Source organism: Polyangium jinanense, from assembly GCF_028435365.1.
Map to the genome: position 1 here is coordinate 257,424 of NZ_JAGTJJ010000001.1, position 20,801 is coordinate 278,224.

At 69.4% G+C, this 20,801-nt stretch carries 20 protein-coding genes; 11 read left to right on the forward strand and 9 right to left on the reverse strand.

The genetic code is table 11. The annotated features are described in order from the left end of the window. Positions 1-167: 167 nt before the first annotated feature. From KEG57_RS00995 to dctP, 3 genes are all read right to left on the reverse strand, one after another. A complete protein-coding gene (locus KEG57_RS00995) occupies positions 168-1,496 on the reverse strand; it encodes a choice-of-anchor L domain-containing protein (protein ID WP_272458009.1) in 1,329 nt (442 codons plus the stop codon). Positions 1,497-1,763: 267 nt separating this feature from the next. Then, positions 1,764-3,020, reverse strand: a complete 1,257-nt coding sequence (gene metK / locus KEG57_RS01000; protein ID WP_272458010.1) for a methionine adenosyltransferase — start codon at positions 3,018-3,020, stop codon at positions 1,764-1,766. A 137-nt stretch (positions 3,021-3,157) separates the two neighbouring features. Further along, a complete protein-coding gene (gene dctP, locus KEG57_RS01005; RefSeq protein ID WP_272418540.1) occupies positions 3,158-4,159 on the reverse strand; it encodes a TRAP transporter substrate-binding protein DctP in 1,002 nt (333 codons plus the stop codon). Positions 4,160-4,408: 249 nt separating this feature from the next. On the opposite strand from dctP, the gene KEG57_RS01010 reads away from it, so the two are divergent. After that, complete coding sequence (locus KEG57_RS01010; RefSeq protein WP_272418539.1) at positions 4,409-4,804, forward strand: YbjN domain-containing protein; 396 nt, start codon at positions 4,409-4,411, stop codon at positions 4,802-4,804. A 49-nt stretch (positions 4,805-4,853) separates the two neighbouring features. On the opposite strand, the gene KEG57_RS01015 is transcribed toward KEG57_RS01010, so the two are convergent. Further along, entirely contained in the window at positions 4,854-5,234 is a 381-nt protein-coding gene (locus KEG57_RS01015; RefSeq protein ID WP_272418538.1) for a PDZ domain-containing protein, read from the reverse strand. Positions 5,235-5,309: 75 nt separating this feature from the next. Here KEG57_RS01015 and KEG57_RS01020 point away from each other — a divergent pair, with 75 nt between their 5' ends. Together KEG57_RS01020 and KEG57_RS01025 are read left to right on the forward strand one after the other, a co-directional pair. Further along, positions 5,310-5,525 (forward strand): hypothetical protein, encoded by a 216-nt coding sequence (locus tag KEG57_RS01020; RefSeq protein WP_272418537.1) that lies wholly within the window; start codon positions 5,310-5,312, stop codon positions 5,523-5,525. A gap of 298 nt (positions 5,526-5,823) precedes the next feature. Continuing rightward, the gene (locus KEG57_RS01025; RefSeq protein WP_272418536.1) at positions 5,824-6,822 is read left to right on the forward strand and encodes a phosphatase PAP2 family protein; all 999 of its coding nucleotides are present in this window, start codon (positions 5,824-5,826) and stop codon (positions 6,820-6,822) included. 31 nt (positions 6,823-6,853) lie between these two features. Here KEG57_RS01025 and KEG57_RS01030 read toward each other — a convergent pair whose 3' ends face one another. Next, on the reverse strand, positions 6,854-7,168 hold the full coding sequence (locus KEG57_RS01030) for a 2Fe-2S iron-sulfur cluster-binding protein (protein ID WP_272418535.1): 315 nt from the start codon (positions 7,166-7,168) through the stop codon (positions 6,854-6,856). A gap of 85 nt (positions 7,169-7,253) precedes the next feature. Between KEG57_RS01030 and KEG57_RS01035 the strand changes: the two genes are divergently transcribed. Further along, the gene (locus tag KEG57_RS01035; protein ID WP_272418534.1) at positions 7,254-8,501 is read left to right on the forward strand and encodes an NAD(P)/FAD-dependent oxidoreductase; all 1,248 of its coding nucleotides are present in this window, start codon (positions 7,254-7,256) and stop codon (positions 8,499-8,501) included. A gap of 9 nt (positions 8,502-8,510) precedes the next feature. On the opposite strand, the gene KEG57_RS01040 is transcribed toward KEG57_RS01035, so the two are convergent. The 3 genes from KEG57_RS01040 to KEG57_RS01050 all read right to left on the reverse strand — a co-directional run bounded on the left by KEG57_RS01040 (position 8,511) and on the right by KEG57_RS01050 (position 11,020). Further along, the gene (locus KEG57_RS01040; RefSeq protein WP_272418533.1) at positions 8,511-8,816 is read right to left on the reverse strand and encodes a hypothetical protein; all 306 of its coding nucleotides are present in this window, start codon (positions 8,814-8,816) and stop codon (positions 8,511-8,513) included. Positions 8,817-8,900: 84 nt separating this feature from the next. After that, on the reverse strand, positions 8,901-10,253 hold the full coding sequence (locus KEG57_RS01045) for a DNA methyltransferase (protein WP_272418532.1): 1,353 nt from the start codon (positions 10,251-10,253) through the stop codon (positions 8,901-8,903). After that, the gene (locus KEG57_RS01050) at positions 10,253-11,020 is read right to left on the reverse strand and encodes a zinc ribbon domain-containing protein (protein ID WP_272418531.1); all 768 of its coding nucleotides are present in this window, start codon (positions 11,018-11,020) and stop codon (positions 10,253-10,255) included. The genes KEG57_RS01045 and KEG57_RS01050 overlap by 1 nt, the downstream gene beginning before the upstream one ends. A gap of 224 nt (positions 11,021-11,244) precedes the next feature. Here KEG57_RS01050 and KEG57_RS01055 point away from each other — a divergent pair, with 224 nt between their 5' ends. Continuing rightward, positions 11,245-11,853 carry a CPBP family intramembrane glutamic endopeptidase gene (locus KEG57_RS01055; RefSeq protein WP_272418530.1) on the forward strand — a complete coding sequence of 203 codons (609 nt, stop codon included), beginning with the start codon at positions 11,245-11,247 and terminating at the stop codon, positions 11,851-11,853. Between the two features lie 25 nt (positions 11,854-11,878). Here the strand turns inward: KEG57_RS01055 and KEG57_RS01060 are convergent, their stop codons facing one another. After that, positions 11,879-13,645, reverse strand: coding sequence for a response regulator (locus tag KEG57_RS01060; RefSeq protein ID WP_272418529.1), 1,767 nt, complete (start codon positions 13,643-13,645; stop codon positions 11,879-11,881). A 157-nt stretch (positions 13,646-13,802) separates the two neighbouring features. Here KEG57_RS01060 and mnmA point away from each other — a divergent pair, with 157 nt between their 5' ends. From mnmA to tilS, 6 genes are all read left to right on the forward strand, one after another. Then, positions 13,803-14,918: a tRNA 2-thiouridine(34) synthase MnmA gene (gene mnmA / locus KEG57_RS01065; protein ID WP_272418528.1), complete on the forward strand. Its 1,116-nt coding sequence runs from the start codon at positions 13,803-13,805 to the stop codon at positions 14,916-14,918. Next, on the forward strand, positions 14,915-15,562 hold the full coding sequence (locus KEG57_RS01070) for a hypothetical protein (protein ID WP_272418527.1): 648 nt from the start codon (positions 14,915-14,917) through the stop codon (positions 15,560-15,562). Before mnmA ends, KEG57_RS01070 begins: the two co-directional genes overlap by 4 nt. 141 nt (positions 15,563-15,703) lie before the next feature. Beyond that, complete coding sequence (locus KEG57_RS01075; RefSeq protein WP_272418526.1) at positions 15,704-18,148, forward strand: serine/threonine protein kinase; 2,445 nt, start codon at positions 15,704-15,706, stop codon at positions 18,146-18,148. A gap of 71 nt (positions 18,149-18,219) precedes the next feature. Continuing rightward, complete coding sequence (locus KEG57_RS01080; protein WP_272418525.1) at positions 18,220-19,593, forward strand: class I SAM-dependent RNA methyltransferase; 1,374 nt, start codon at positions 18,220-18,222, stop codon at positions 19,591-19,593. A 28-nt stretch (positions 19,594-19,621) separates the two neighbouring features. Continuing rightward, entirely contained in the window at positions 19,622-19,816 is a 195-nt protein-coding gene (locus tag KEG57_RS01085; RefSeq protein ID WP_272418524.1) for a hypothetical protein, read from the forward strand. Continuing rightward, complete coding sequence (gene tilS, locus KEG57_RS01090) at positions 19,813-20,703, forward strand: tRNA lysidine(34) synthetase TilS (protein ID WP_272418523.1); 891 nt, start codon at positions 19,813-19,815, stop codon at positions 20,701-20,703. The genes KEG57_RS01085 and tilS overlap by 4 nt, the downstream gene beginning before the upstream one ends. Positions 20,704-20,801: the final 98 nt, after the last annotated feature.

The window sequence follows — 20,801 nt, forward strand, 5'->3', positions numbered from 1 at the left end:
TCCATCCCCGCTCGCACGGAGGACAAGCCAAGCCGGACGCGAACACAGAGCCGTACACCCCGCGCGCGGACCGCATTCGAAAGTGTACCCATGCACGTCGGGGCGTGAAGAGAGATCGCGTCCGGAGCGACACAGGTTCGAGGACGCTCCGGACACGTCCGGGCGCGTCACTTCGGGATGATGACCTCGGTCACCGTCGTCCCGGGCTTGCCCGACCAGCGCCAGTTGTCGATCAACGTAGACGAGTCGACCTTCCCGTCCGTCGAGTCGTAGGTGACCAGGCGCAACCGGATCGGGCTGCCAGGCGTCACCGCCGTCGTCGTACGCAGCCACCCCGTCGAGCCATGGCTCCACCCGGCGTTCGCTTCGTCCTTCTCGAAGGTGGTGCCAACGAGCTGCTTCGTCTCGAGGGAGCACTTGAACGGGAAGGTGCTCGCCACGCACTCGCCCGTGGGCCCCACGGGGTTGCCCGGACAACCGCACGCCTCGAAGAACTTGTTGTTCACGCTGATCGGCGCGCCGAGCATGTCGAACGCGATGTTCCCGTCGCTCTGCCCCATCGGGAACGGGATCATGTAGGCGATGAAGAAGTCGTTGTACTCGCGGCACAAGAAGTCCGGCCACTCGTAGCTGAAGAACTGGAAGTCGAACGAGACGCTGAGCGCGTTCGAGGGGACGTCGACCTCGATCTCGAGGCCCGTCGCGTCGTGCGGGAGGCCCGTGATCACGTTGGGGCACGAAGGGCTCGCCTTCGGGAAGCCGAAGGGCGCGTTGCTCGTGTAGCCCTTGTCGAACGTGCGGTACGTGGCGTCCGCGTCGCTCTTGTCCCGCGCCTTGCCCGACGACAGGAAGAGCATCGAGTTGCCCTCCTGCGGGTTGTTGTTCGTCCCGAGCTTCGCAACGATGCCGTGCCCGAGGTGGAAGTTCGCCTTCTGCGTCTCGTTCACCGGCGGCGGGCTGCCGTCCGAGAGCACCCACTTCGCGCTCTTCAGGAACTTGCAGACGCCGATCGCCTTGGCCGCGTCGATGGGATCGAGGCTCGCGAGCGCGAGGCCGCTGTCGCAAGCCGACGGCAGGACGTCGACCGTGCCGTCGCAGTCCTCGTCCGCAGGCTCGGGGAGGTTGCCGTTCTCGTCCTCCTCGGCGATGACCTCGACCGCGCTCGGATTGACGAATTTGTCGCAGTCATTGCAGTCGCCTTCGAGCTCGGTGTAGCCGTCGCCGTCGTTGTCCTTGTCGGGCAAGCCTTCATCACAAGCGCCGCCGCCCGCGCCGCCGGTGCCGCTCGACGAGCTGCTCGTCGTGATGAGGACGTCGCCGCCCTGGCCGTTGCCGGCGGTGCCGCCCACACCGCCAGCGCCGCCGGATCCAGCCTCTCCCCCGTTGCCCCCCATGTTTCCGCTGCCGCCGCCCGCGGCGCATGCGCCCGCCGCCGTCGCGGCGACGACGCACAACCCGACGAGCCCGAACCATGTGGATGTTCTCGACCGCTTCATGACGACGCCCTCGTGATGAAAAAGGATTCCTCGGGGACTCACGGTCGCCGTCGTCGACCCATGGCCTGCCGGATCGGCCACGTCGAGCGAGCGGTACCTCGGGGAAAGGAAGACGCGCGTATCGATGGACACGGCGAGCGCAAGCATGCCTAGCCTAGCCGAACGGCCGGCATGCTGTCACGCGCTCGGGGCGCTACCGTGGTGCTGGAGAAGAGTGCGTCGGAAGGACGCGGGAGGGGTGGGAACGTGGCGCAGGCGCGCGCGTGCTCACGCTTCGGGCGAGGCCGCGGAAGCCTTCTTGCGCTTCTTCTGATCTTTCTTGCCGCTGCCGTTCGCCTGCGCGGAGCCGTTCGTGGCCGACACGCTCGGGCGGAGCAGATCGTCGGCCATCTTCGCGGCGCGATCCGTCTTCTCCCAGGTGAACTCGTCCCGGCCGAAATGCCCGTACGCCGCGGTCTTGCGGTAGATGGGCTTGAGCAGGTCGAGCTGCTCGATGATCGCCTTCGGCCGCATGTCGAAGTTCTCGAGGATGTACTTCTCGAGCACCTCGTCGGCGACGCGGCCCGTGCCGAAGGTGTTCACGTGGACGCCGACCGGCTGCGCGACGCCGATCGCGTAGGCGATCTGCACCTCGCAACGCGCCGCGAGCTTCGCCGCGACGACGTTCTTCGCGACGAACCGCGCGTAGTAACAAGCCGAGCGATCGACCTTCGTGGGGTCCTTGCCGCTGAAGGCGCCGCCGCCGTGCCGGCCCATGCCGCCGTACGTGTCGACGATGATCTTGCGGCCCGTGAGGCCCGCGTCGCCGTAGGGGCCGCCGATGACGAACCGGCCCGTCGGGTTGATGTAGAACTTCGTGTTCTTGTCGATGAGCTTCTGCGGCAGGACCTTGTCGATGACGAGCGTGCGCATCGCCTCGACGATCTCCTTGTGCTTGACGTCGGGCCCGTGCTGCGTCGAGAGCACGACCGCGGCGATGCGCGCGGGGACGTCGTTCTCGTACTCGACCGTCACCTGCGTCTTGCCGTCCGGCCGGAGCCAGTTGACCTTCTTCGACTTGCGGACCTCGGCGAGCTTGCGCGCCATGCGGTGCGAGAACGAGATCGGCGCGGGCATGAGCTCGGGGGTCTCGTCCGTCGCGTACCCGAACATCAGGCCCTGGTCACCCGCTCCCTGCTCCTTGAACAGGCCCTCGCCCTCCGTCACGCCGCGCGAGATGTCCGGGCTCTGCTTCTCGATCGCCGTGAGCACCGCGCACGTCTCGTAGTCGAAGCCCATCGACGAGTCCGTGTACCCGATGTCCTTGATCGTGCTGCGAACGACCACGGGCATGTCGACCCACGCAGAGGTCGTGATCTCGCCGGCCACAATCGCCATGCCGGTCTTGACCATCGTCTCGCAGGCGACACGCGCCGTCGGATCCTGCGCGAGGATGCCGTCGAGGATGGCGTCGGAGATCTGATCGCAAATCTTGTCGGGATGGCCTTCCGTGACGGACTCGGACGTGAACTGGTAACGGCGCATGGATGCTCCTTGGGACGGACGGGGCGTACGCATACGCCGTGGACGATGCACCGTCAACGCGCCGAACACGACAAAAGCGAAGCGCCGGGCCTCTCAAAGGCGACCCGGCGCACGCGGGCAATGTCTCTGGAAATCTGTCAGCCGCCGAGCCCCTCGAGCTTGGTGACGACCTCGGCCGGGAACGTGCCCTGCGCCAAACGGCCGCGCACCTGCTTGAAGAGGCCTTGCCACTTGGCCTTCTGATCGGCCGTCAGCTCGACAACCGTCATCTTGCCCTTCAGGCGGCCGAACGCGGCGTCATCCTCGCTGCGGATGCGCTTCGTGAGCGCCGCGCTGGCGACCTTGCCCGTGTCCTGGAGGATGGTCTTGAGATCGCCCGGCAGCGCGTCGATCTTCTTGCTCGTCAGGACGAGCGCGCCGACCGCGAAGCCGGACGCGTCCGCGACGATGGTGTCGAGCTTCGACGCCCACTGGAGCTGCTCCGCCACGACCGCGGGCGCGACGATCACGTTGATCGCGCCCGTGTTGAGGTTCGGCAGGACCTCCGGGATGTTCGCCTGGAACGGCGTGGTGCCACCGACGACCTGGAAGAACACAGGCATCATCGCGTCGTCACGCCACACGTAGGGCTTCGTGCCCTTGAAGTCCTCGGGCGCTCGGATCGCGACGCCCTTCGACATGAGATGCGCCTGTCCGACGTCGCCCCAGCCGACGATGCTGAAGCCGGCGTCCGCCGCGCCCTTCTCGAACTCGGGCCGCATGGCTTCACGCGCGGCGTCGAGCTTCGCCCACGAGCTGAAGAGGCCCGGCATCTGGAGCGCGAGGATTGGCTTGTAAATCTTGCCGAGACCAACCGCCGTGACTGCGGCGCCGTCGAGCTGGCCGGCCTTCATCTTGCCGACCATCGCGCCTTCATCGCCTTGCTGACCGTTGTAGAAGAACTGCAGCTCGAGCCGGCCGCCGCTCTTCTCCTTGACGGCCTTCTCCCAAACACTGAACACCTGCCCCCAGGGGCTCGCCTTCGGCGCAAGCGTGCCGATCTTGATCACTTCAGCCGCACTTGCATCCTGCGACGCGCCGATCCCCGCGAGGACCGTCAGGGCGCCGAGGAGTTTCACCATCGCTCTTCGCAGCATCATCAGAAGCCTCCGTCTCGGTTCTTCCGACCCTCGTACGCGACGTGTCTCGAGGGTTGCTCCTGGCCTTCGCGTGTTCGTATACCGGAGCTTGTCGCTCTCGAACAGACAGGCTCGCCCCGCACGCACGCACGATGCACCGCAGCATCGAGCGTCGCGTTCCAGGAAGAGGGCGTCACGGGACAGTGGACGTCGCTGCGATGACGTTATTCACGTTGCCGCATCGCGAAAAACCCTGATGATAGCGTCCCGATGACCCTGGATGAGATCCGCGCCGTCCTCGAGGCGCAACAGTGGCCGGTCGAGCGGCTCTCCGAGGCCACGCTGCGCAGCCGCTTCCGCAGCAAGGACCGGATTTTTCCGCTGTTCGTGCACCTCGAACCACTCTTCGTGACGTTCGCGGTGATCCCCTACGCGCGTTTGCCCGAGGAGCCGGAGACGGCCGAGGCAGTCATGACGCGCCTGCTCAAGCTCAACCGGGAGATCAACCTCGCCAAGTACTCGGTCGACGACGACGGCGACATCATCCTGAGCGTCGAGTACCGGATCGAGCATCTCGACCCGAGCGAGATCCGCGACGCCGTGGACGTGCTCTCGTTCTACGCCGACAAACATCACGAGGACGTGCACAAGCTCGCGAGTCCGTGACGCAGAAGAGTGCAGAGCGTTCGGGGCGAACCCCGGCAGGACGAACCTCTCACTCGGTGATCGTCTCGGTGCGCGGACGCTCTTCCTTCTTCGGGTCGAGCAGGGCGCGACGCTCGACGCGCACCCGGCGGACTTCTTCGCCGCGCACGATGGTGAGGCGCACGGACGTGCCGACGTCGCCGCGCAGGAGCGCGCGAATCTCCTTGGCGTCGAGGTCGCGCACGTAGCGGCCCTCGATCATGAGGAGCTCGTCACCCGGCAAGAGGCCCGCGCGCTCGGCGGCAAGGCCCGGGGACAGGTCGCGCACGTAGAGCGCGCCTGTGTCGTTGTCCCGCGAAAGCACCGCGCCGATGGAGCCCTTCTGCTCGGCCGCGCAAGCGAGGCCCACGAACAGGAACGACGCGAGGAGCGACGCTCGGGCGACGCGCATGCCCCGCATCCTAGCGGACGTCGCGACGAACGAGCCGGCTTGCAGCGTGGCGAGCGCTCGGGTGAGCATTTCCGCATGCGCGCGCGGCGTCTCCTCCTCCTGCTCGTCGCCTTCACGCCGATCGCTACCGGCCTCGTCGCATGCACGCTCGGCGCGCCCGAGGAGCCGGGCTGCCAGAGCGACGCGGAGTGCGGCGAAGGGCTCGTTTGCCGGGCCGGTGCATGCTTCCGCTTCATCGGGGAAGGCGCGCCGGCGACCGACGCGGGCGCGGACGCGAAAGGCGGTGCGTAGAGAATTTCCGAGAGCGAGACGACAGCGCATCGAGCTACGCGCCGAGGACCTTTCCACCCTACGTCGTTCCCTCGAATTCGACAAAACCTCGACGTTTCGCGCACCTTTGATGGGCGCCGATCTTGCTTGAGGCCGCCGCACGACCCATGGCGATGAAGCCTCGACCTGCTGAGCCTTCCCCCCTAGACTCCGCCGCGTCATCTCCCGCGGCGTCGCGGTTCGTCGCTGGATCTCGGCTAAGCGGAGAGAACAAGTGAGCACCTCCACGCACCAAAACGGACTCTGGAGCCCGTCGGACATGCGTGCCTCCGAAGAGCACGTCGAGGGAGCACCCGCGCAGATCACCGCCATGCAAGGCGGTTGGCTCAAGTTCCTGCTCGGTAGCTTCACCGTGCAAGACGTCATCCTGCTCGTCTACCTGACGGTCGTGCGGCTGCTGCTCGCGCAGCGGCAAGCCACGGCCGATCAGGTGTCGTGCGCGCGGACGACGGAGCTCTGCATCGGCGTCGTGCTCGGCGCCGTGCTGATCGGCCGCGTGATCCCCGGCATCCCGCCGCTCGTCCGGAAGATCGTCTACCGCGTGAGCATCGTCGGCGTGCTCCTCCAGAACTACCTCGTGCTGCGCTGGCTCTTGCCCGTGGTGCGGCCGGATTCGGTGGACGGGACGCTCCTCCGGATCGACGAGGCGATCTTCGGTCGCGAGCCAGCGCTCGTGCTCGAGGTCTTCAACGTGCGGCCCGTGGTCGAGTGGTTCTCGTTTTTCTACTTCAGCTACTTCTTCATCGGCGCGACCTACATGATCGTCAGCGTGTGGCTGACGAAGCCGAGTCGCCGGACGACGGCGTTCGCGATCGGGACGCTGCTCGTCTTCGGCATCGGGCAACTCGGCTACATGGCGGTGCCCGGCTACGGCCCGCACCAGTACCTGGCCCAGCAGTTCAAGGGCCCGATCAACGGCGGGTTTTTCTGGGGCTGCGTCTGGGACACGGTGCAGGCCGGCAGCGCGATGAAGGACATCTTCCCCTCGCTGCACACGGCCGTGCCGACGTGGTTCACGCTGCACGCGCTGCACAACGCGAAGACGGATCGACGCTGGTTCTGGCCCGCGATCGTGACGGGCTTCTTCGCGGCGAACATCATCTTCTCGACGGTGTTCCTGCGCTGGCACTACGCCATCGACGTGCTCGCGGGCCTGACGCTCGCGTTCACGGCCGGGACGCTGGCGCCCCTGATCGCGCGGCGCGAAGAAGAGTGGCGCCTCGCGCGAGGCCTGCGCGGCGCGTGGGTCTTCGACTGAGGAAGACGCGAACGACGCGCCGCACCGTCGATCATTCGTCACTCCCCGCCCAGCGAAGCCGCACGAGCCCCTCCCCCCGAGCCACGAGACGCGCCGAGCAAGCGAGCCGCTGCGAAGGCGGCGCGTCGAAGACGTCGAGCACGTCGGACTCGTCGCTCGAAGGGGGTTCGAGGAGCGCGGCGCCTTCGAGGACCTCGACGAGGCAGGTTCCGCAGCTCGCGGAGCGACACGAGAACGAGACGGGCGCGCGGCATGCGTCGCTGACGTCGACGAGCGCGTCGCCAGGCTCGGCGTCCACGGCCGCGGCGGGGCCGAGATCGTTCGCCAGGAACTCCACCCGGATCACGAGGCAGCTCTAACGGAAGGCGCGCGCGACGTCGACCCGCTGCCTCGGCATTGGCGAGGCCGAGCGGCCGCGATATCCAGGGGCGATGTCGAATCATGGGTGGGATGCATTGATCCTCGGGGGCGGGCCCGGTGGTTCCACGCTCGCCGCGAGCCTCGCGCGGCGCGGCCGGCGGGCGCTCGTGCTCGAGCGGGAGAAGTTCCCGCGGTTTCACATCGGCGAGTCGCTCCTGCCGCGATCGCGCGAGGTTTTCGCCGAGCTCGGCGTGGACGAGGAGCTCGATCGGAGGTTTCTGCGCAAGTACGGCGCGCGGTTCCTCTGCTGCACGACGAGGCGCGAGAGCACGTATCGCTTCGAGGAGAGCTTCGATCCGAAGTTCACGTACGCCTATCAGGTGCCACGCGCCGAGTTCGATCACGTGCTGCTCGAACACGCGCGCAAGCTCGGCGCCGAGGTGCGCGAGCAGTGGGAGGCGACGGACGTGCTCTTCGAAGGCAGCCGCGCCGTCGGGGTGCGCGCGAAAAACCTCCTGAATCCTTCCGAGGTGGTGGAGCTCTTCGCGCCGGTCGTCGTCGACGCGACGGGGCGCGACACGCTCCTGGCCTCACGCACGCGGCGGAAGGCGAACATCGCGCGGCTCGACAAGACTGCGCTGTTCTCGCACTACCGCGGCACGTTCCGGCCGAGTGGACAGGACGAAGGGAACATCCAGATCGTGATCTTCGAGCACGGCTGGTTCTGGTTCATCCCGTTCCTCGGCGACGTGACGAGCGTGGGCGTGGTCGTGTCGTCGGAGTGGATGCGGCAGAAGCAAAAAGGCGAGACGCTCGAATCGTTTTACGATCGTACCTTCGCGCGATCACCGATGGCGAGCGAGCTCTTGAGCGGCGCGACGCGACTCCGGCCTGTCGGCGCGCTGGCGGATTTCTCGTATCGGATCGATCAGCTCGCCGGTGATGGGTGGCTCTTCGTCGGCGACGCGGGCGGCTTCCTCGATCCGCTGTTCTCGACGGGTGCGCACCTCGCCATCAAGGGCGCCTCGCTCGCGGCCGAGGCGATCGATCACGCGCTCACGACGGGCGATGTGTCGCGCGCGGCGTTCGCCTCGTACGAAGCGAACGTGCGGTACGCGGTCGATCTGTTCCTGGGCGTCGTGCAGAGTTTCTACGCAGGGCAGTTCCGCGAGACGTTGTTCGAGCCGAACCAGCGGACGACGATCCGCAGGCTCATCACGTCGATCCTCGCGGGCGACGTGTTCCACGTGGAGCGACGTCCGCCGTGGGCCGCGTTCCTCCGCGAGCACTACCCCGCCGAGGTGCCCACGTTCGGCTGAACGCGCGCGCTACTTCGAGGGCACGTTCGCGAGGTTCTCCTTGCACGTCGCGGCGAGCCCTTCCTTGCCGCCGGGCGCCTGCGCGGCGTCACGCCACGCTTGGCGCATCGCCTTGAAGCCGGGCTCCCGCGCGGCGCGCGCCTCCTCGGGCAAACTGTCGAGGAAGGCCTCCATCTTCTTCACGTACGCGTCGCACTCGGCGACGCCGATCGCGCCCTCGGATTCGGCAGCGGTCCCCTCGCCCTCGCGGCCCTTGTTGCAGCCGAACATCAAAAGAGAAACCGCAAAGACCAACGCGACCGTTTCACTGCGCATCTCGAACGTCTCCGTGGGAAAGCCGCGAGCATCCTGCCACACGAGGACCGAGCGAGGACAGTTCGTGGCGACGCGGCGCAGGCGCTACGAGCGGACGAGCAGGATCGCGTGCTCCTGTCGCGGGCGCGAGGTGAAGGCGCTGCGCGTGGGCGCGTGGAAGTGTGGGCGCGGCTGCGAGGCGACGGTGTCCACGCGGAGGCGCGCGCGCGGCGCGACGCGGCGGATCACGTCGACGGAGTAAACGGGGCGGCCCGCGACGACGCTGTCGGCGAGGAGGAGGATCGCAGCGCCCTCGGGACGCATGACGCGGCCGAGCGCGGCGAGGGTGTCGCCAATCTCGCGCTCCCAGCGGGCCACGCCTTCGTCTGGGCCCATGGGATCGAGGCGGCGACGCGCGCCGATCTCGGCACGCTCGAAGCGCTCGGGGCGAAGGCGCAGCCAGCGGAGGCGCGCCTCGTGGTGCGCGAGGTAGTCGTAGACGCCCGGGTACGGCGGCGAGGTGACGACGAGATCGACGGAGCGATCGTTGATGCCGTCGAGGCGGCGCGCGTCGCCTTCGAGGACACGCGCGGGCGGCGCGGCGGCGAGGCGCGCTTCTACCTCGGCGCGGCGCGCGATGAGCTCCTCGGCCTTGCGCACGAAGAGGCGCGCGGCGTAGCCGGAGGCGATGCGTCGTTCGAGCTCGCGCTCGGAGGTGTCGGAGGTTCGGCGGCTGAGCTTCGTGAGCATCGACGAGAGCACGAGCTCGAGCTCGCCGCGCACGGTGGGATCGTCGATGCGATCGATCCCAGCGCGCACGCCGTCGAGCTCCAGAAGAACGTGTCGATCGAAGAGGGCGAGATCCTCGGGGCCATAACGCCGCGTGGGTCCGCTCTTCGCCTTGCGGCGTTCGTCCGCGAAAAGCGCGACCGCGCGCGCCGCTTCAACGAACGCAGCGCGATCGGCCTCCGTGGTGTCGCGGAGCTTCAGCGCGGCGAGGCGCACGGCGAGCGGGTTCGCGTCGACGCCGATCGCCTTGCGACCCACGAGGCGCGCTTCGACGAGCACCGTGCCGCTGCCGCAGAACGGATCGAGCACGGCGTTCCCGGGGCGCGAGAAGGACTCGACGAGTCGCTGCGCAGTGACCGGATGCATGCGCGCCGGGTAGCTGTGGAAGCCGTGCACGTGCGCGCGCGCGGCCTCCTCGGCGACCTCGGACGGAGGCACGTCGAGCGCTCGGACGAGCGCCGCGCCACGCGCAGAATCTCCCTCGACGTTGGTCTCTCCACCGACGTGGGAGAGCGCGCGCCGCACGTTGGGCTTCGTCGGCTCGCTGGGCATCGGCTTCGTCGGCTCGCTGGACCTCGGCTTCGTTCGCTCGCCAGGCCTTCTTCGCTCGATGGGCTTCGTCCGCTCGCCGGGCTTCGTCCGCTCGTTCTGCTTCGTGCGCTCGCGCATTACACTTTCTCGCGCGTGACGCCGGGCGCGCGCGCCTCGGCCTCCGCCTCGGCTTCGGCCTCTGCTTCGACGGCCGCGAGGTCGGGTTTGTCCGGGGAGGCGCCGATCCGCATCCGCGTGAGACTGCCGTCGTTGCGGATGATCTCGTGCGCTTCGAGCAGCGCGAGCATCTCCTCGGCCTGCGGCTCCTCGATCGGGAGCGCCTCCGTGAGCGCGCGCGCCGTGACGGGTCCCTTGATCTGCGCGGCCACGTCCGCCGCCACCGAGAGCCACGCCTCGTCGAGCGCGGGCACGATCTCCTTGGCTTGCTCCCGCGAGCGCGCGAGGAACCAGGCGATCAGCGCGGCGAGCGGGCCGGCCGTCAAAAGACTCGCGAGGAAAAACCCGAGGCCCGGGTTCACCACGCCGATGACGCCGAGCAGCCCGTAGATCGCGAGGATGCCGATCGTGCCCGCGAGCGCGACGCCCGTGAACACCGCGGCCGCGCGGTTCTTCGCGCGCCCCTTCCGCGCGAGCTCGGCGCGCTTGAGCGCCGTGACCTCCTTGCCGCTCCGCCGCATCTTCTTCGTGTCGAGAGGCACGCGCGGGCCGCCACAAACGTCGCAGCGGAACCGGAACTCCGCGTCGCGCGTGGCCCCCGCCGTGGCGCCGCAGTGCGGACAGGCCTCCATGCGTTGCGAGGTTCCGCAGCGCGGACAAACCGCAGCGCCCGCGGGAACGCCCACGCCGCAGGCGACGCAGCGACCTTCGGCCGATCCGGCGGTCATGGCGACACGCGAGCGATCCGTCCGCGCGTCGCCCTCGCGCCCTTCAGAGCCGGTATGATGAACACGGTCGCGTGCATCATGGGCGCATCTAATCCGGGGCCGGTCCCACGGCCAGAGGAGAGCGCACCGATCGACGCTCCGGGCGAGGCGGATGCGGACGGGCGCACGGTCAGGACGGCTCGGCTGGCTTCACGGCGAGGCGCGAACGTGCCAACATGCGGGACATGCGGGGACGGTGGACCCGGACGGGCCGGAGCGCTGCAGCGTGGAGCGTGGCCGCCGGTTATGCACTCCTCGCGTGCCTCGCGACAGCCCTCGCCCTCGCGCTGCGGGACGGCGCGCCCTGGCTGTACCCGGACCCGTGGCTCGGCCTGACGTCGACCGTCGGGACACTCGCGAGCGCGCTCTCCGGGATCATCTTCGCCACGATCCTCGTGGTCACGACGCGCTTCGCCGTCGGTCGGTTCGGTTGGGCGCGCAGGCTGCACGGCGAACTTCGTCCGGTCGCGAAAGATTTATCCGTCGGACAGATCTTCATTCTCGCGGGTCTGTCGAGCCTCGGCGAGGAGGTCCTCTTTCGCGGGCTCCTCACGCCGGTGATCGGCGTCATCGGATCGGGCGTGCTCTTCGGCCTGTTGCATCAGATGCGCGGGCCGAGTCGCTGGGTGTGGACGGGGTGGGCGACGGTCGTGGGCCTGATCCTCGGGGCGATCTTCGCGGCCACGGGCTCGCTCGTCGGGCCGCTGCTCGCGCACGCGATCGTGAACGCGGTGAACCTCGGGTACCTGCGTGATCACGATCCGGGAAACGATCCCGAGCAGAACCTCGCCTGAAAAACCGCGCTCGTTGTGAACGCGCTCAGCGCTTCTTGTCGTTGACCGGACCTGTCTGACGCGGCGGCAGCGGCGGGGGCGCCGGACGAACGCCGCTCTCGGTGAGATCGGGTCGCGTCTGCACGGCTTGCCGCGGCGGCGGCGTGGGCGAGCGCGGCACCGGGCCCGTGCCCGGGTTCGGCAGCGGTGGCGGCGTGCTCTTCGAATGGCCGTGCGGGGCCGGCGGGCGCGCCGCGGGCGCGGGGCCGGGGAACGACGGGCGCGTGTACTCGCCGCTCGCACGAGCTGGCGCGAGTGGTTGTCGCGGCGGCGGACCGGGCAGCCGCGTCGCACCGCCCGCCGCGCGAGGCGGTGGTCCGGGCAAACCGCCCGCGGTCCGCGTCGGTACGGGCTGACGCGGCGGCGGACCGGGCAAAGCCGGGGAGACCGCAGGTCGACCGGCCGGCGTGAGGCGCGGCGGAGGCTGATGGGGCGATCGTGGCGCCATGGCGCCCGGACGAACCGGTCCCGCTGCGTACGTTCCCGCCGGCCGCTGCGCACCGCCTGCGGGCGCGGGTCTCGCGCCGGGTTGCTGCCTTGGCGCGGTGCCCCAGTTCGGGCGATACGCCGGCGCGCCGTCGAGATCTTCCTCTTCGAGCTGGTACTCGGACGCGGGCGACACATCGACCTCGTCGAGCGCTTCAGCGGCGAGCTCGGTGAGCTGCTCGGGCTCGTCGACGAGCTGCGCTTCGTCGCCGTATGCGGACTCGGGCACGAGCTCCTGCGAGCCCGGCGCGGCTTCCGCGCGGCCTCCGCTTTGCGGCGGCGCCACGGGCTCGTCCATGCCGAAGTCGGCCCAGTCGTAGTAGGCCTTCCGATCGTTGTCGTCGTCGTGCGCGGCCGGCGCAGCGGCGGCTTTGATCGGCTTCGGCGGCTCGGCGATCGCCTTCGACGAAGGAGGACCGAGATCGGTGCGACGCGACGGAGGCCCGCCCATCGCGGGCGCGGAGAGGCGCGTGGAGGGCGCGTTGCTACTCGAACGAGGTTGCTCGCCGTTGTGGATGCTCTCGTCTTCGAGACGCACGGCTTCGAGCAAGAGGTGACCGATCGGCTGCGCGCTTCCGGTCGGCGGACGATCGGGCTGCGGGACGAACGAGAACCGACCGACCTTCCAGCCGAGGATGTTGCGCAGGATCGTGATCGCATCGGTCGTCGTGCCGCCGATGGTGCCGGTCACGATGAAGCCGGAGGCGACGTCGAGCTGCACCTTGCGCTTCTTGCTGATGACCTCGACGATGCCCGTGCGACGCTCGAGCTCGAGCACCGTGAGCACGGTGGCGATCGACATCTGACTGAGATCGCCCTGGATCGCCGTCGTCTCGGTCGCGGACGAGGGAGGCACGGAGACGAGCGAGTTGCGACGTTGCCGCAGACGCCACGCCATCTGCACGAGCGCGCCGACCTGCGCGACGACCTCGTCGACGCGGAAGGGCTTCGTCATGTACGCATCGGCGCCGACGTGAAACCCTTCGAGCCGCGCCTCTTGATCGTCGAGGGCGGAGAGGAAGAGGAACGGCGTCACCGACACACGCGACGGCTGCGTGCGCACGTTTCGCGCGACCCAGTAGCCGTCGTTGTCGGGCAGATCGATGTCGCAGATGATGCAGTCCGGCTCGCGATCGCAGGCCGTATCGAGCCCAGCTTGCGCGGTGTTGCAGACGATGACGTCGTAGCCGGCGTCACGGATCGCGCCCGAGAGCAGGCTGCTGACCCACTCGTCGTCTTCGATCACGAGCACGAGCCCTCGGGGCATTGGCGAAACCGTATCACGTGCGCTCGCCGGGGGGCCAAGTCGCAAGGGGTCCGCCCGGTCGGTTTCGTCTCGGGGGCGCGGGAGCCCACGTCTCGGCCCGGCCGGCCGAAGGGATTCGGCCGCGCGCGGCGGGGTTTTCGGCGCTAAGCTGGGCTCCGTGACGAAAGGAACGCGGATCGTGGTCGCCATGAGCGGCGGGGTCGACTCCTCCGTGGCGGCGGCGCGCCTCTGCGACGCCGGCTACGACGTCATCGGGGTGACACTCCACCTCTGGGACTACCCCGACGACCGGAGCGAGCGGGGTCGTTGCTGCGCGCCCGAGGATCAACACGACGCCCGGCGCTCGGCGGATCACCTGGGCATCCCGCACTACACGTTCGACCGGCGGGAGCTCTTCCGGGCGCACGTGGTCGATCCGTTCGTCGACGCGTACCTCGACGGCGAGACGCCGAGCCCCTGCGTCGCCTGCAACCGCTCGGTGAAGATGCGCGAGCTCTTCCCGCTCGCGGAGCGGCTCGGCGCGTCGTTCATCGCGACCGGCCACTACGCGCGGACGGAGATCGGCGCGGACGGACGCGGGCGGCTCTATCGGGGCAAGGATCGCGTCAAGGATCAGAGCTACTTCCTGCACATGTTGCGCGAGGACGAGCTGCGGAAGCTCGTCCTGCCGCTCGGGGACGCGACGAAGGAAGAGGTGCGCGCCGAGGCGCACGCGCGGCGGATCCCGCGCGCGGACAAGGGCGAGAGCCAGGAGCTTTGTTTCGTCCCGGCCGGCGGCTACGGCGCGTTCGTCGAGAACCGGGCGGGGCGCGAGCGGGTTCGTCCGGGCCCGATCGTCGACGAGCGGGGGCGCACGGTCGGGCACCACGAGGGCGTGCATCGGTTCACGATCGGCCAGCGCAAGGGCATCGGCGTGGCGCTCGGTCGGCCTGCGTTCGTCGTGGGGATCGACGCGGACTCCGGCGCGGTGCGTCTCGGCGGCGAGGACGCGCTGCTCGCGACGGGCGCGCTGCTCGAAGCGGGCGCGTGGAGCGACGACGTGGCGTTCCCGCTCGAAGCCGACGTGCGCGTGCGCGCGCGTCACGAGGGTGAACGCGCGACGATCGAGCGCGTGCAGGATCCGGAGCGGGGCGAAGTGCTCGTCGCGCGCTTCCATACGCCGGTGAAGGCCGTCTCGCCCGGGCAGGTGGCGGTCGCGTACGACGGCGATCGTGTCTGCGGCGGGGCCACGATCAAGGCCGCGATCCACGCGAGCGCGGGAGGCGCGGCATGAGCGCGCGTCTTTGCCTCGCGGTCGCGTCGCTGCTCGCGCTCGGCGCGATGGGTTGTTCGCTCGGGCAGGGCGAAGGCGAGGTCAAGAGCGACGCGCTCGTCGCGAAGGATTGCTGGTTCGACGCCTACGATCTGCGCCCGGACTTCTTCGCGGCGGTGCCGTACCGCTCGACGCTTCAGATGCGCGTGCAGCGCGGGACCGATCTGCAAGAGGTGTCGGACGGGCTCGCGGTGCTCGTCGAGGACGTGAGCCAGGTGCGGGAGGAGCTCATCGGCAAGCCGCTCGACGTGACGCTCTCGCCGGGCGTCTTGCCTCCGGGCTCGGATTTCCCGACGCCGCCGCCCGCGGATCAGCCGGCGATTCACGTCGCGCTCTACCTCCAGCGCTCTTGCCACAACCAGAACGTGATCCTCTATGCCGTGGATGGCTCGATCACGTTTCATTCGCTGTTCAGCGGGGACCCGAACGAGGCCGAGGCCGCGGAGAAGTACACGGACGCCGAGTTCGACGTGTGGATGGGTGATCCGCGCGACGCTCCCGTGGACGCGCCCGCGAACGAGATCCCGAAGGAACTGCAATCGCGTGTGACGGGTTTCTTCCGCTTCTACTTCGAGCGCGGACAGCCCGGACAGCCCTTCCCCTGAAGTTCGCGGCGCTTCGGTAGGCTCCCTACCTCTGGCCCAAGGGGAGCATGCTCGCCCGCTGAACATCCGGAAGCGTCCATGCGCTCTCTCCCGCGCATGGAAAGTGGAATCGTTTTCGCGGTAGGATTCAATCAACGCGTCATGGCTCAACCTCCGCCTCGACCCGCTGCTTCGCGACCGGGCGGTCCGGCACCGGCGAACAACAGGAGCGCGCCCGCCTCCTCGTCCGGTCCCCGCCCGAAGGAACCGGAAAAGCAGCAGCCGCCTGGGACCTTCTTCCTCGGACGATACCGCGTCGTCGACGAGATCGGCGTCGGAGGCATGGCGAGCGTGCATCTGGCGCGCATGGACGGCCCCGGCGGCTTCCAGAAGTGGGTCGCGATCAAGCGCATCCACCCGCACCTCGTCGAGGACGATCAGTTCGTCGACATGTTCCTCGACGAAGCCCGCATCGCGGCCGGCATCAACCACGCGAACGTCGCGCAGGTCTTCGATCTCGGCAAAGACGACAACACGTACTGGATCGCGATGGAGTACCTCCACGGCGAGCCGCTGCGCGAGGTCATGCGGCGGGCCGAGGAGAAGCGGATGAACATCAGCCCCGAGCTCGCGGCGCGCATCTGCGCCGACGCGGCCGAGGGCCTCCACGCGGCGCACGAGCTGCGCGGCAAGAACGGCCAGCTCCTCGGGCTCGTCCACCGCGACGTGACGCCGCACAACCTGTTCGTCACGTACGACGGCTACACGAAGGTCGTCGATTTCGGCATCGCGAAGGTCGCCGATCGGCTCGCGTCGACCCGCGCGGGCACGCTCAAGGGCAAACTCGCGTACATGTCGCCCGAGCAGGTGCGCGGCGCGGACGTCGATCGCACGACGGACATCTTCGCGCTCGGCGTCGTGCTCTGGGAGCTGACCACGAACCAGCGCCTCTTCCGCATGGACACCGATCTCGACACGCTCGAGAAGGTGCAGGCCTGCGTGGTGCCGCTGCCCTCGACGATCGTGCGCGGCTATCCGCAGGGGCTCGAAGCGGTCGTCATGAAGGCGCTCGCGAAGAACAAGAAGGACCGCTACCAGACGGCCCGCGAGTTCTCCCGCGCCCTGCAGGTCTACCTGAACCAGAGCGGAGCGTTCGTCGGACCCGAGGAGGTCGCGCAGTTCGTCCGGCATGTCTTCACCGATCGCATCGCCAAGCGCGAGGCGCATCTCGCGTGGGCCGCGGAGGTGACGTCGACGGTCAACGTCGATCAGCTCCGCGCGCAGGGCGGCCTGAACGATGATCCGCTGCTGGAGGACGAGGACGACGATCGCCGCGGCCGCGCGAGCGGGACGGCGCCGTCGAAGTCGGCAGCGCAGCCGATCGCGAACCGCGCGCCCGCGGCGATGCCGCCGCCCGAGGATCGATCCGCATCGCAGCAGATGGCCGCCACGTCGCTCATGGACGACGACGAGGACGTGCCGACCACGGTGGCGACGCGCGAGCACCTCGAAAAATCCCAGGGGGGACCGCTGCCGAGCGCGGGTCGTCCGGGCATGCCGCAGGCGCAGCATAGGCCGCAGCTCACGACGCCGCTCCCCGCGGCGGGCATGCCCGGTCCGGGGCAGAACGAGCGCACCGCGGCGCTGCCGAACGGCGGATATCCGGGCGACGCGGACGATCTGAACGCGACGATCGCGCTCCCGGCAAACTCGAAGATCCCGGATCCCGGGCCGCCGCGGCCAGGGTTTGGCGCGCCGCAGCAGCCTGGATTCGGCGGTTATCCCGCGCCGCAGCAGCCGGGCTTCAACGGGGCGATGGCGCCGCAGCAGCCGGGCTTCGGCTTCGGGCAGCAGCCGCCGCAACCGCAGTACGGGCAGCCGCAGCCGCAATATCCGATCAGCAACCCGAACGTGCACGTGCCGCAGCAATACGGCCAGCGCGTCGCGCAGTCGCAGATCGAGACCGCGATGTCGCTGCCGCGCCCCGATCCCGCCGCGCTCTGGATGGCGCAGCAGGAGGCGGCTCGTCAGCAAGGCGGGCCGAAGCGCAACACGGGCGTGTTCGTCCTGGTGGTCGCGCTCGTCGCGCTCAGCGTGATCGGCATCGGCGTGCTCGTGTATTTCAAGCTGAAGCAGCCGCAGGGAACGGCGCAGCCGCAGGGAACGGCCGTCCCCGAGGCGCCGGCGATCCCGAGCACGGTCGCCGTACCCGCGCCAGCACCGGCTCCTGCGCCCGCGCCCGCGCCGACCGAAACGGCCGCGGCCGCGCCGACGGAGACGGCCGCGCCCACGCCCGCGCCGGGCCCCGCGCCTGGGAACGCGCCGGCCACCGCGAAGACGGCCGCGACCACGCCTGCGGCCGCGCCGACGGCCACGGCGAGCGCGGCGGCCGCGTCCGGCGAGCCGGGCTTCCTGACGATCGTGTGCAACCCGTTCTGCGACGACGTGCTCGACAACGGTCGTTCGCTCGGCCCCTCGCCGATCGTGCACCTCTCGGTCAAGCCGGGCTCGCACCGGGTCACGCTCAAGAAGGGCGACATGACGAAGGTCATCTCGGTCATCGTCGTGTCCGGTCAGGTGACGGCGCAACGCGTGTCGATGAAGTGACGAACGTGGCCGCTCGCCCTTCTGGCGGGGCGGGCGGTGCACGTGCGTTCGTCGTGACGTAGTCTCCCTCGATGCCGCAAGGAACGCGTCCCGCTGGAAAGCCGGACCGCAGGGACAAACCGTCGAGGCCGAAGCAAGCGCCTCGCCCGGAGATCCTGCACATCGAGAACCTCGCCGCAGGTGGAGCGGGCGTGGCTCGACTCGCCGATCGCACGGCCGTGTTCGTGCCGGGCACGGCGCCGGGCGAGCGCGTGGAGGCCGAGGTCGACAGGAACACGCGCCCCGCGCGAGGGCGGCTCCTGCGGGTGATCGAGGCGAGCCCCGATCGCGTGGAGCCCGCGTGCCTGTATGCGGATGCATGCGGCGGCTGCGACTTCATGCATCTGTCGCAGCACGCGCAGGAAACGGCGCACGCGGAAATCGTGCGGAGCGCGGTCGCGCACGCGACGGGCGAGACGCCGCCCGCGATCCAGGTGCACAGCGCGCCCGAGCCGCTCGGCTATCGCACGCGCGCGCGGCTCTACGTGCGCGGCGAGCGAGGGCGGGTGCGGATCGGGTATCGCGCGCCGGGCTCGCACGCGCTCGTCGCGACACCGGCTTGTATCGTGCTCGCGCCGTCGATCGCGGGCGCGCTCGACGAGATCCCGACCGTGCTCGCGGGTTCGTCGGGCGAAGGCGACGTGCAGATCGCGCGAGGCGCGGGCGGGCGGCTCGTCGTCGATGCCACGTGGCGCGGCGAGATCGCGCCTGCGGCGTGGGCGGCGCTCGATCGACGCGTCGCGGAGGGCGCGTGGGCCGGCGCGCGTGTACGCATGGAAGGCGCGAAGACGCCGGCCGTGTTCGGGGATCCGCGGCCGGTGCTCGAAGGCGCGGACGGCGCGCCGCTCGTCGTCGCGGCGGGATCGTTCGCGCAGAGCTCGGATCGTGGCGCAACGCTGCTCGCGCGTCGCGCCGCGGAGCTCGCTCGCGCGGAGGTGGACGCGCCGCGGGAAGGCGCGGACGAAAAGGCGAACGGGCACGTGCTCGAGCTTTTCGCGGGCAGCGGCACGCTCTCGATCCTGCTCGCGCGTGGAGCCGCGTCGTTCGTCGCGGTCGAGTCGGACGAGGGAGCTGCGCGTTCGGCGCGGGAAAACCTTGCGGCGCGGGATCTTCCGGGCAAGGTCGTCGTCGCGGACGCGGACGCTTACCCGATTCCGCCGCGCGTCGAGGTCGTCGTGCTCGATCCGCCGCGCGCTGGCGCGGAGGGCGCGACGGCTGCGATCGCGGCCTCGCGCGTGCATCGGGTCGTCTACGTCGCGTGTGATCCGGCCACGCTCGCGCGTGACCTCGGCGTGCTCGTGCGCGCGGGTTTCGAGCTCACGCACCTCGAGACGGTCGAGCTCTTCCCGCAGACGAGCCACGTCGAGACCGTGGCCCGCCTCGTGCGTCGTCGCGGCGCGCGCTGAGCGCTCGCGTGCGCTACGCTCTCGCCGGATGATCCACCGCGTCGACGAACGGCTCCGGCAGGAGGCGCGCCGCTTTCGCCTCGTGTTCACGTGCGGCGACTGCGCGCAGTACGATCCGGAAGCCGATCGTTGCTCGCTCGGATACCCGCACGTGATGCACCAAGAGCCCGATCTCGACGCGCGTGACGAGGTCGTCTTCTGCAAGGCCTTCGAGCTCCGTTGACCAAGTCCTCGCACCCGCCTTCGTTACGGCGCCTCGCCGAGCGCACGATCCGCGACGAAGCGCTCTTCGATCGCGGCGATCGCGTGCTCGTCGCCTGCTCGGGCGGCCCCGACTCGACGGCGCTCCTGCACGTGCTCGCGCTGCTCCGACGCACGATCGGCCACGAGGTGATCGGGCACGGCGTCGACCATGGATTGCGCCCCGAAGCGGCAAACGAGCTCGCGCTCGCGGCCGAGCTCGCGGACAAGCTCGGTGTTCCTTTCGAGGTGACGCGTCTCGAGGTCGAGCCCGGGGGCAACCTCCAGGCGCGGGCGCGTGAAGCGCGTCATCGGGCGTTGCAGGACGCTGCAGCGCGGCGTGGCGCCGCCGTGATCGCCACGGGACACACGGCCGACGACAAGGCCGAGACCGTGCTCCTTCGCTTGTTACGCGGCGCGGGGCCGCGTGGTCTCGCCGTGCTCGAACCGCGCGCGCCTGCGCCCGTGCCGCCGAGCAGCGGCGAAAGCCCGCGAGACCTCGTGCGTCCGCTCGTCTGCGCGCGCCGGTCCGACGTCCTGCTCCACCTCGATCGCCACGCGATCGCCCACGCCCGCGACCCTTCGAACCTCGACCCTCGCTTCACGCGTGTCCGGGTGCGCCGCGAGCTGATCCCGCTCTTGGAGGAGCTTTCACCACGGATCATCGACCATCTCTGTGCCCTCGCGGACATGCTGCACGACGTCTGTCCCGCGGAGGACCCGATGAGCGGGCTCGGCCGGGCACAACGGACGACGATCGAGCGAGCGCAGAAAAAGGGCTCTCGGATTGTGAAGATTCGTATGAAGGGAGGGCGGGAGCTCGACGTGACCTTCCCAGCGGGGAAGATCGTCCTTAACGAAAAGAAATGATCGAGCCGCGTCCTTCCCGAATGGACGGCGCGGCTTGGCTTCCATCGACGGGCATGCCACCGCGTGGCATGCTGGTGCAAAGAAGCGTTACATTTGGA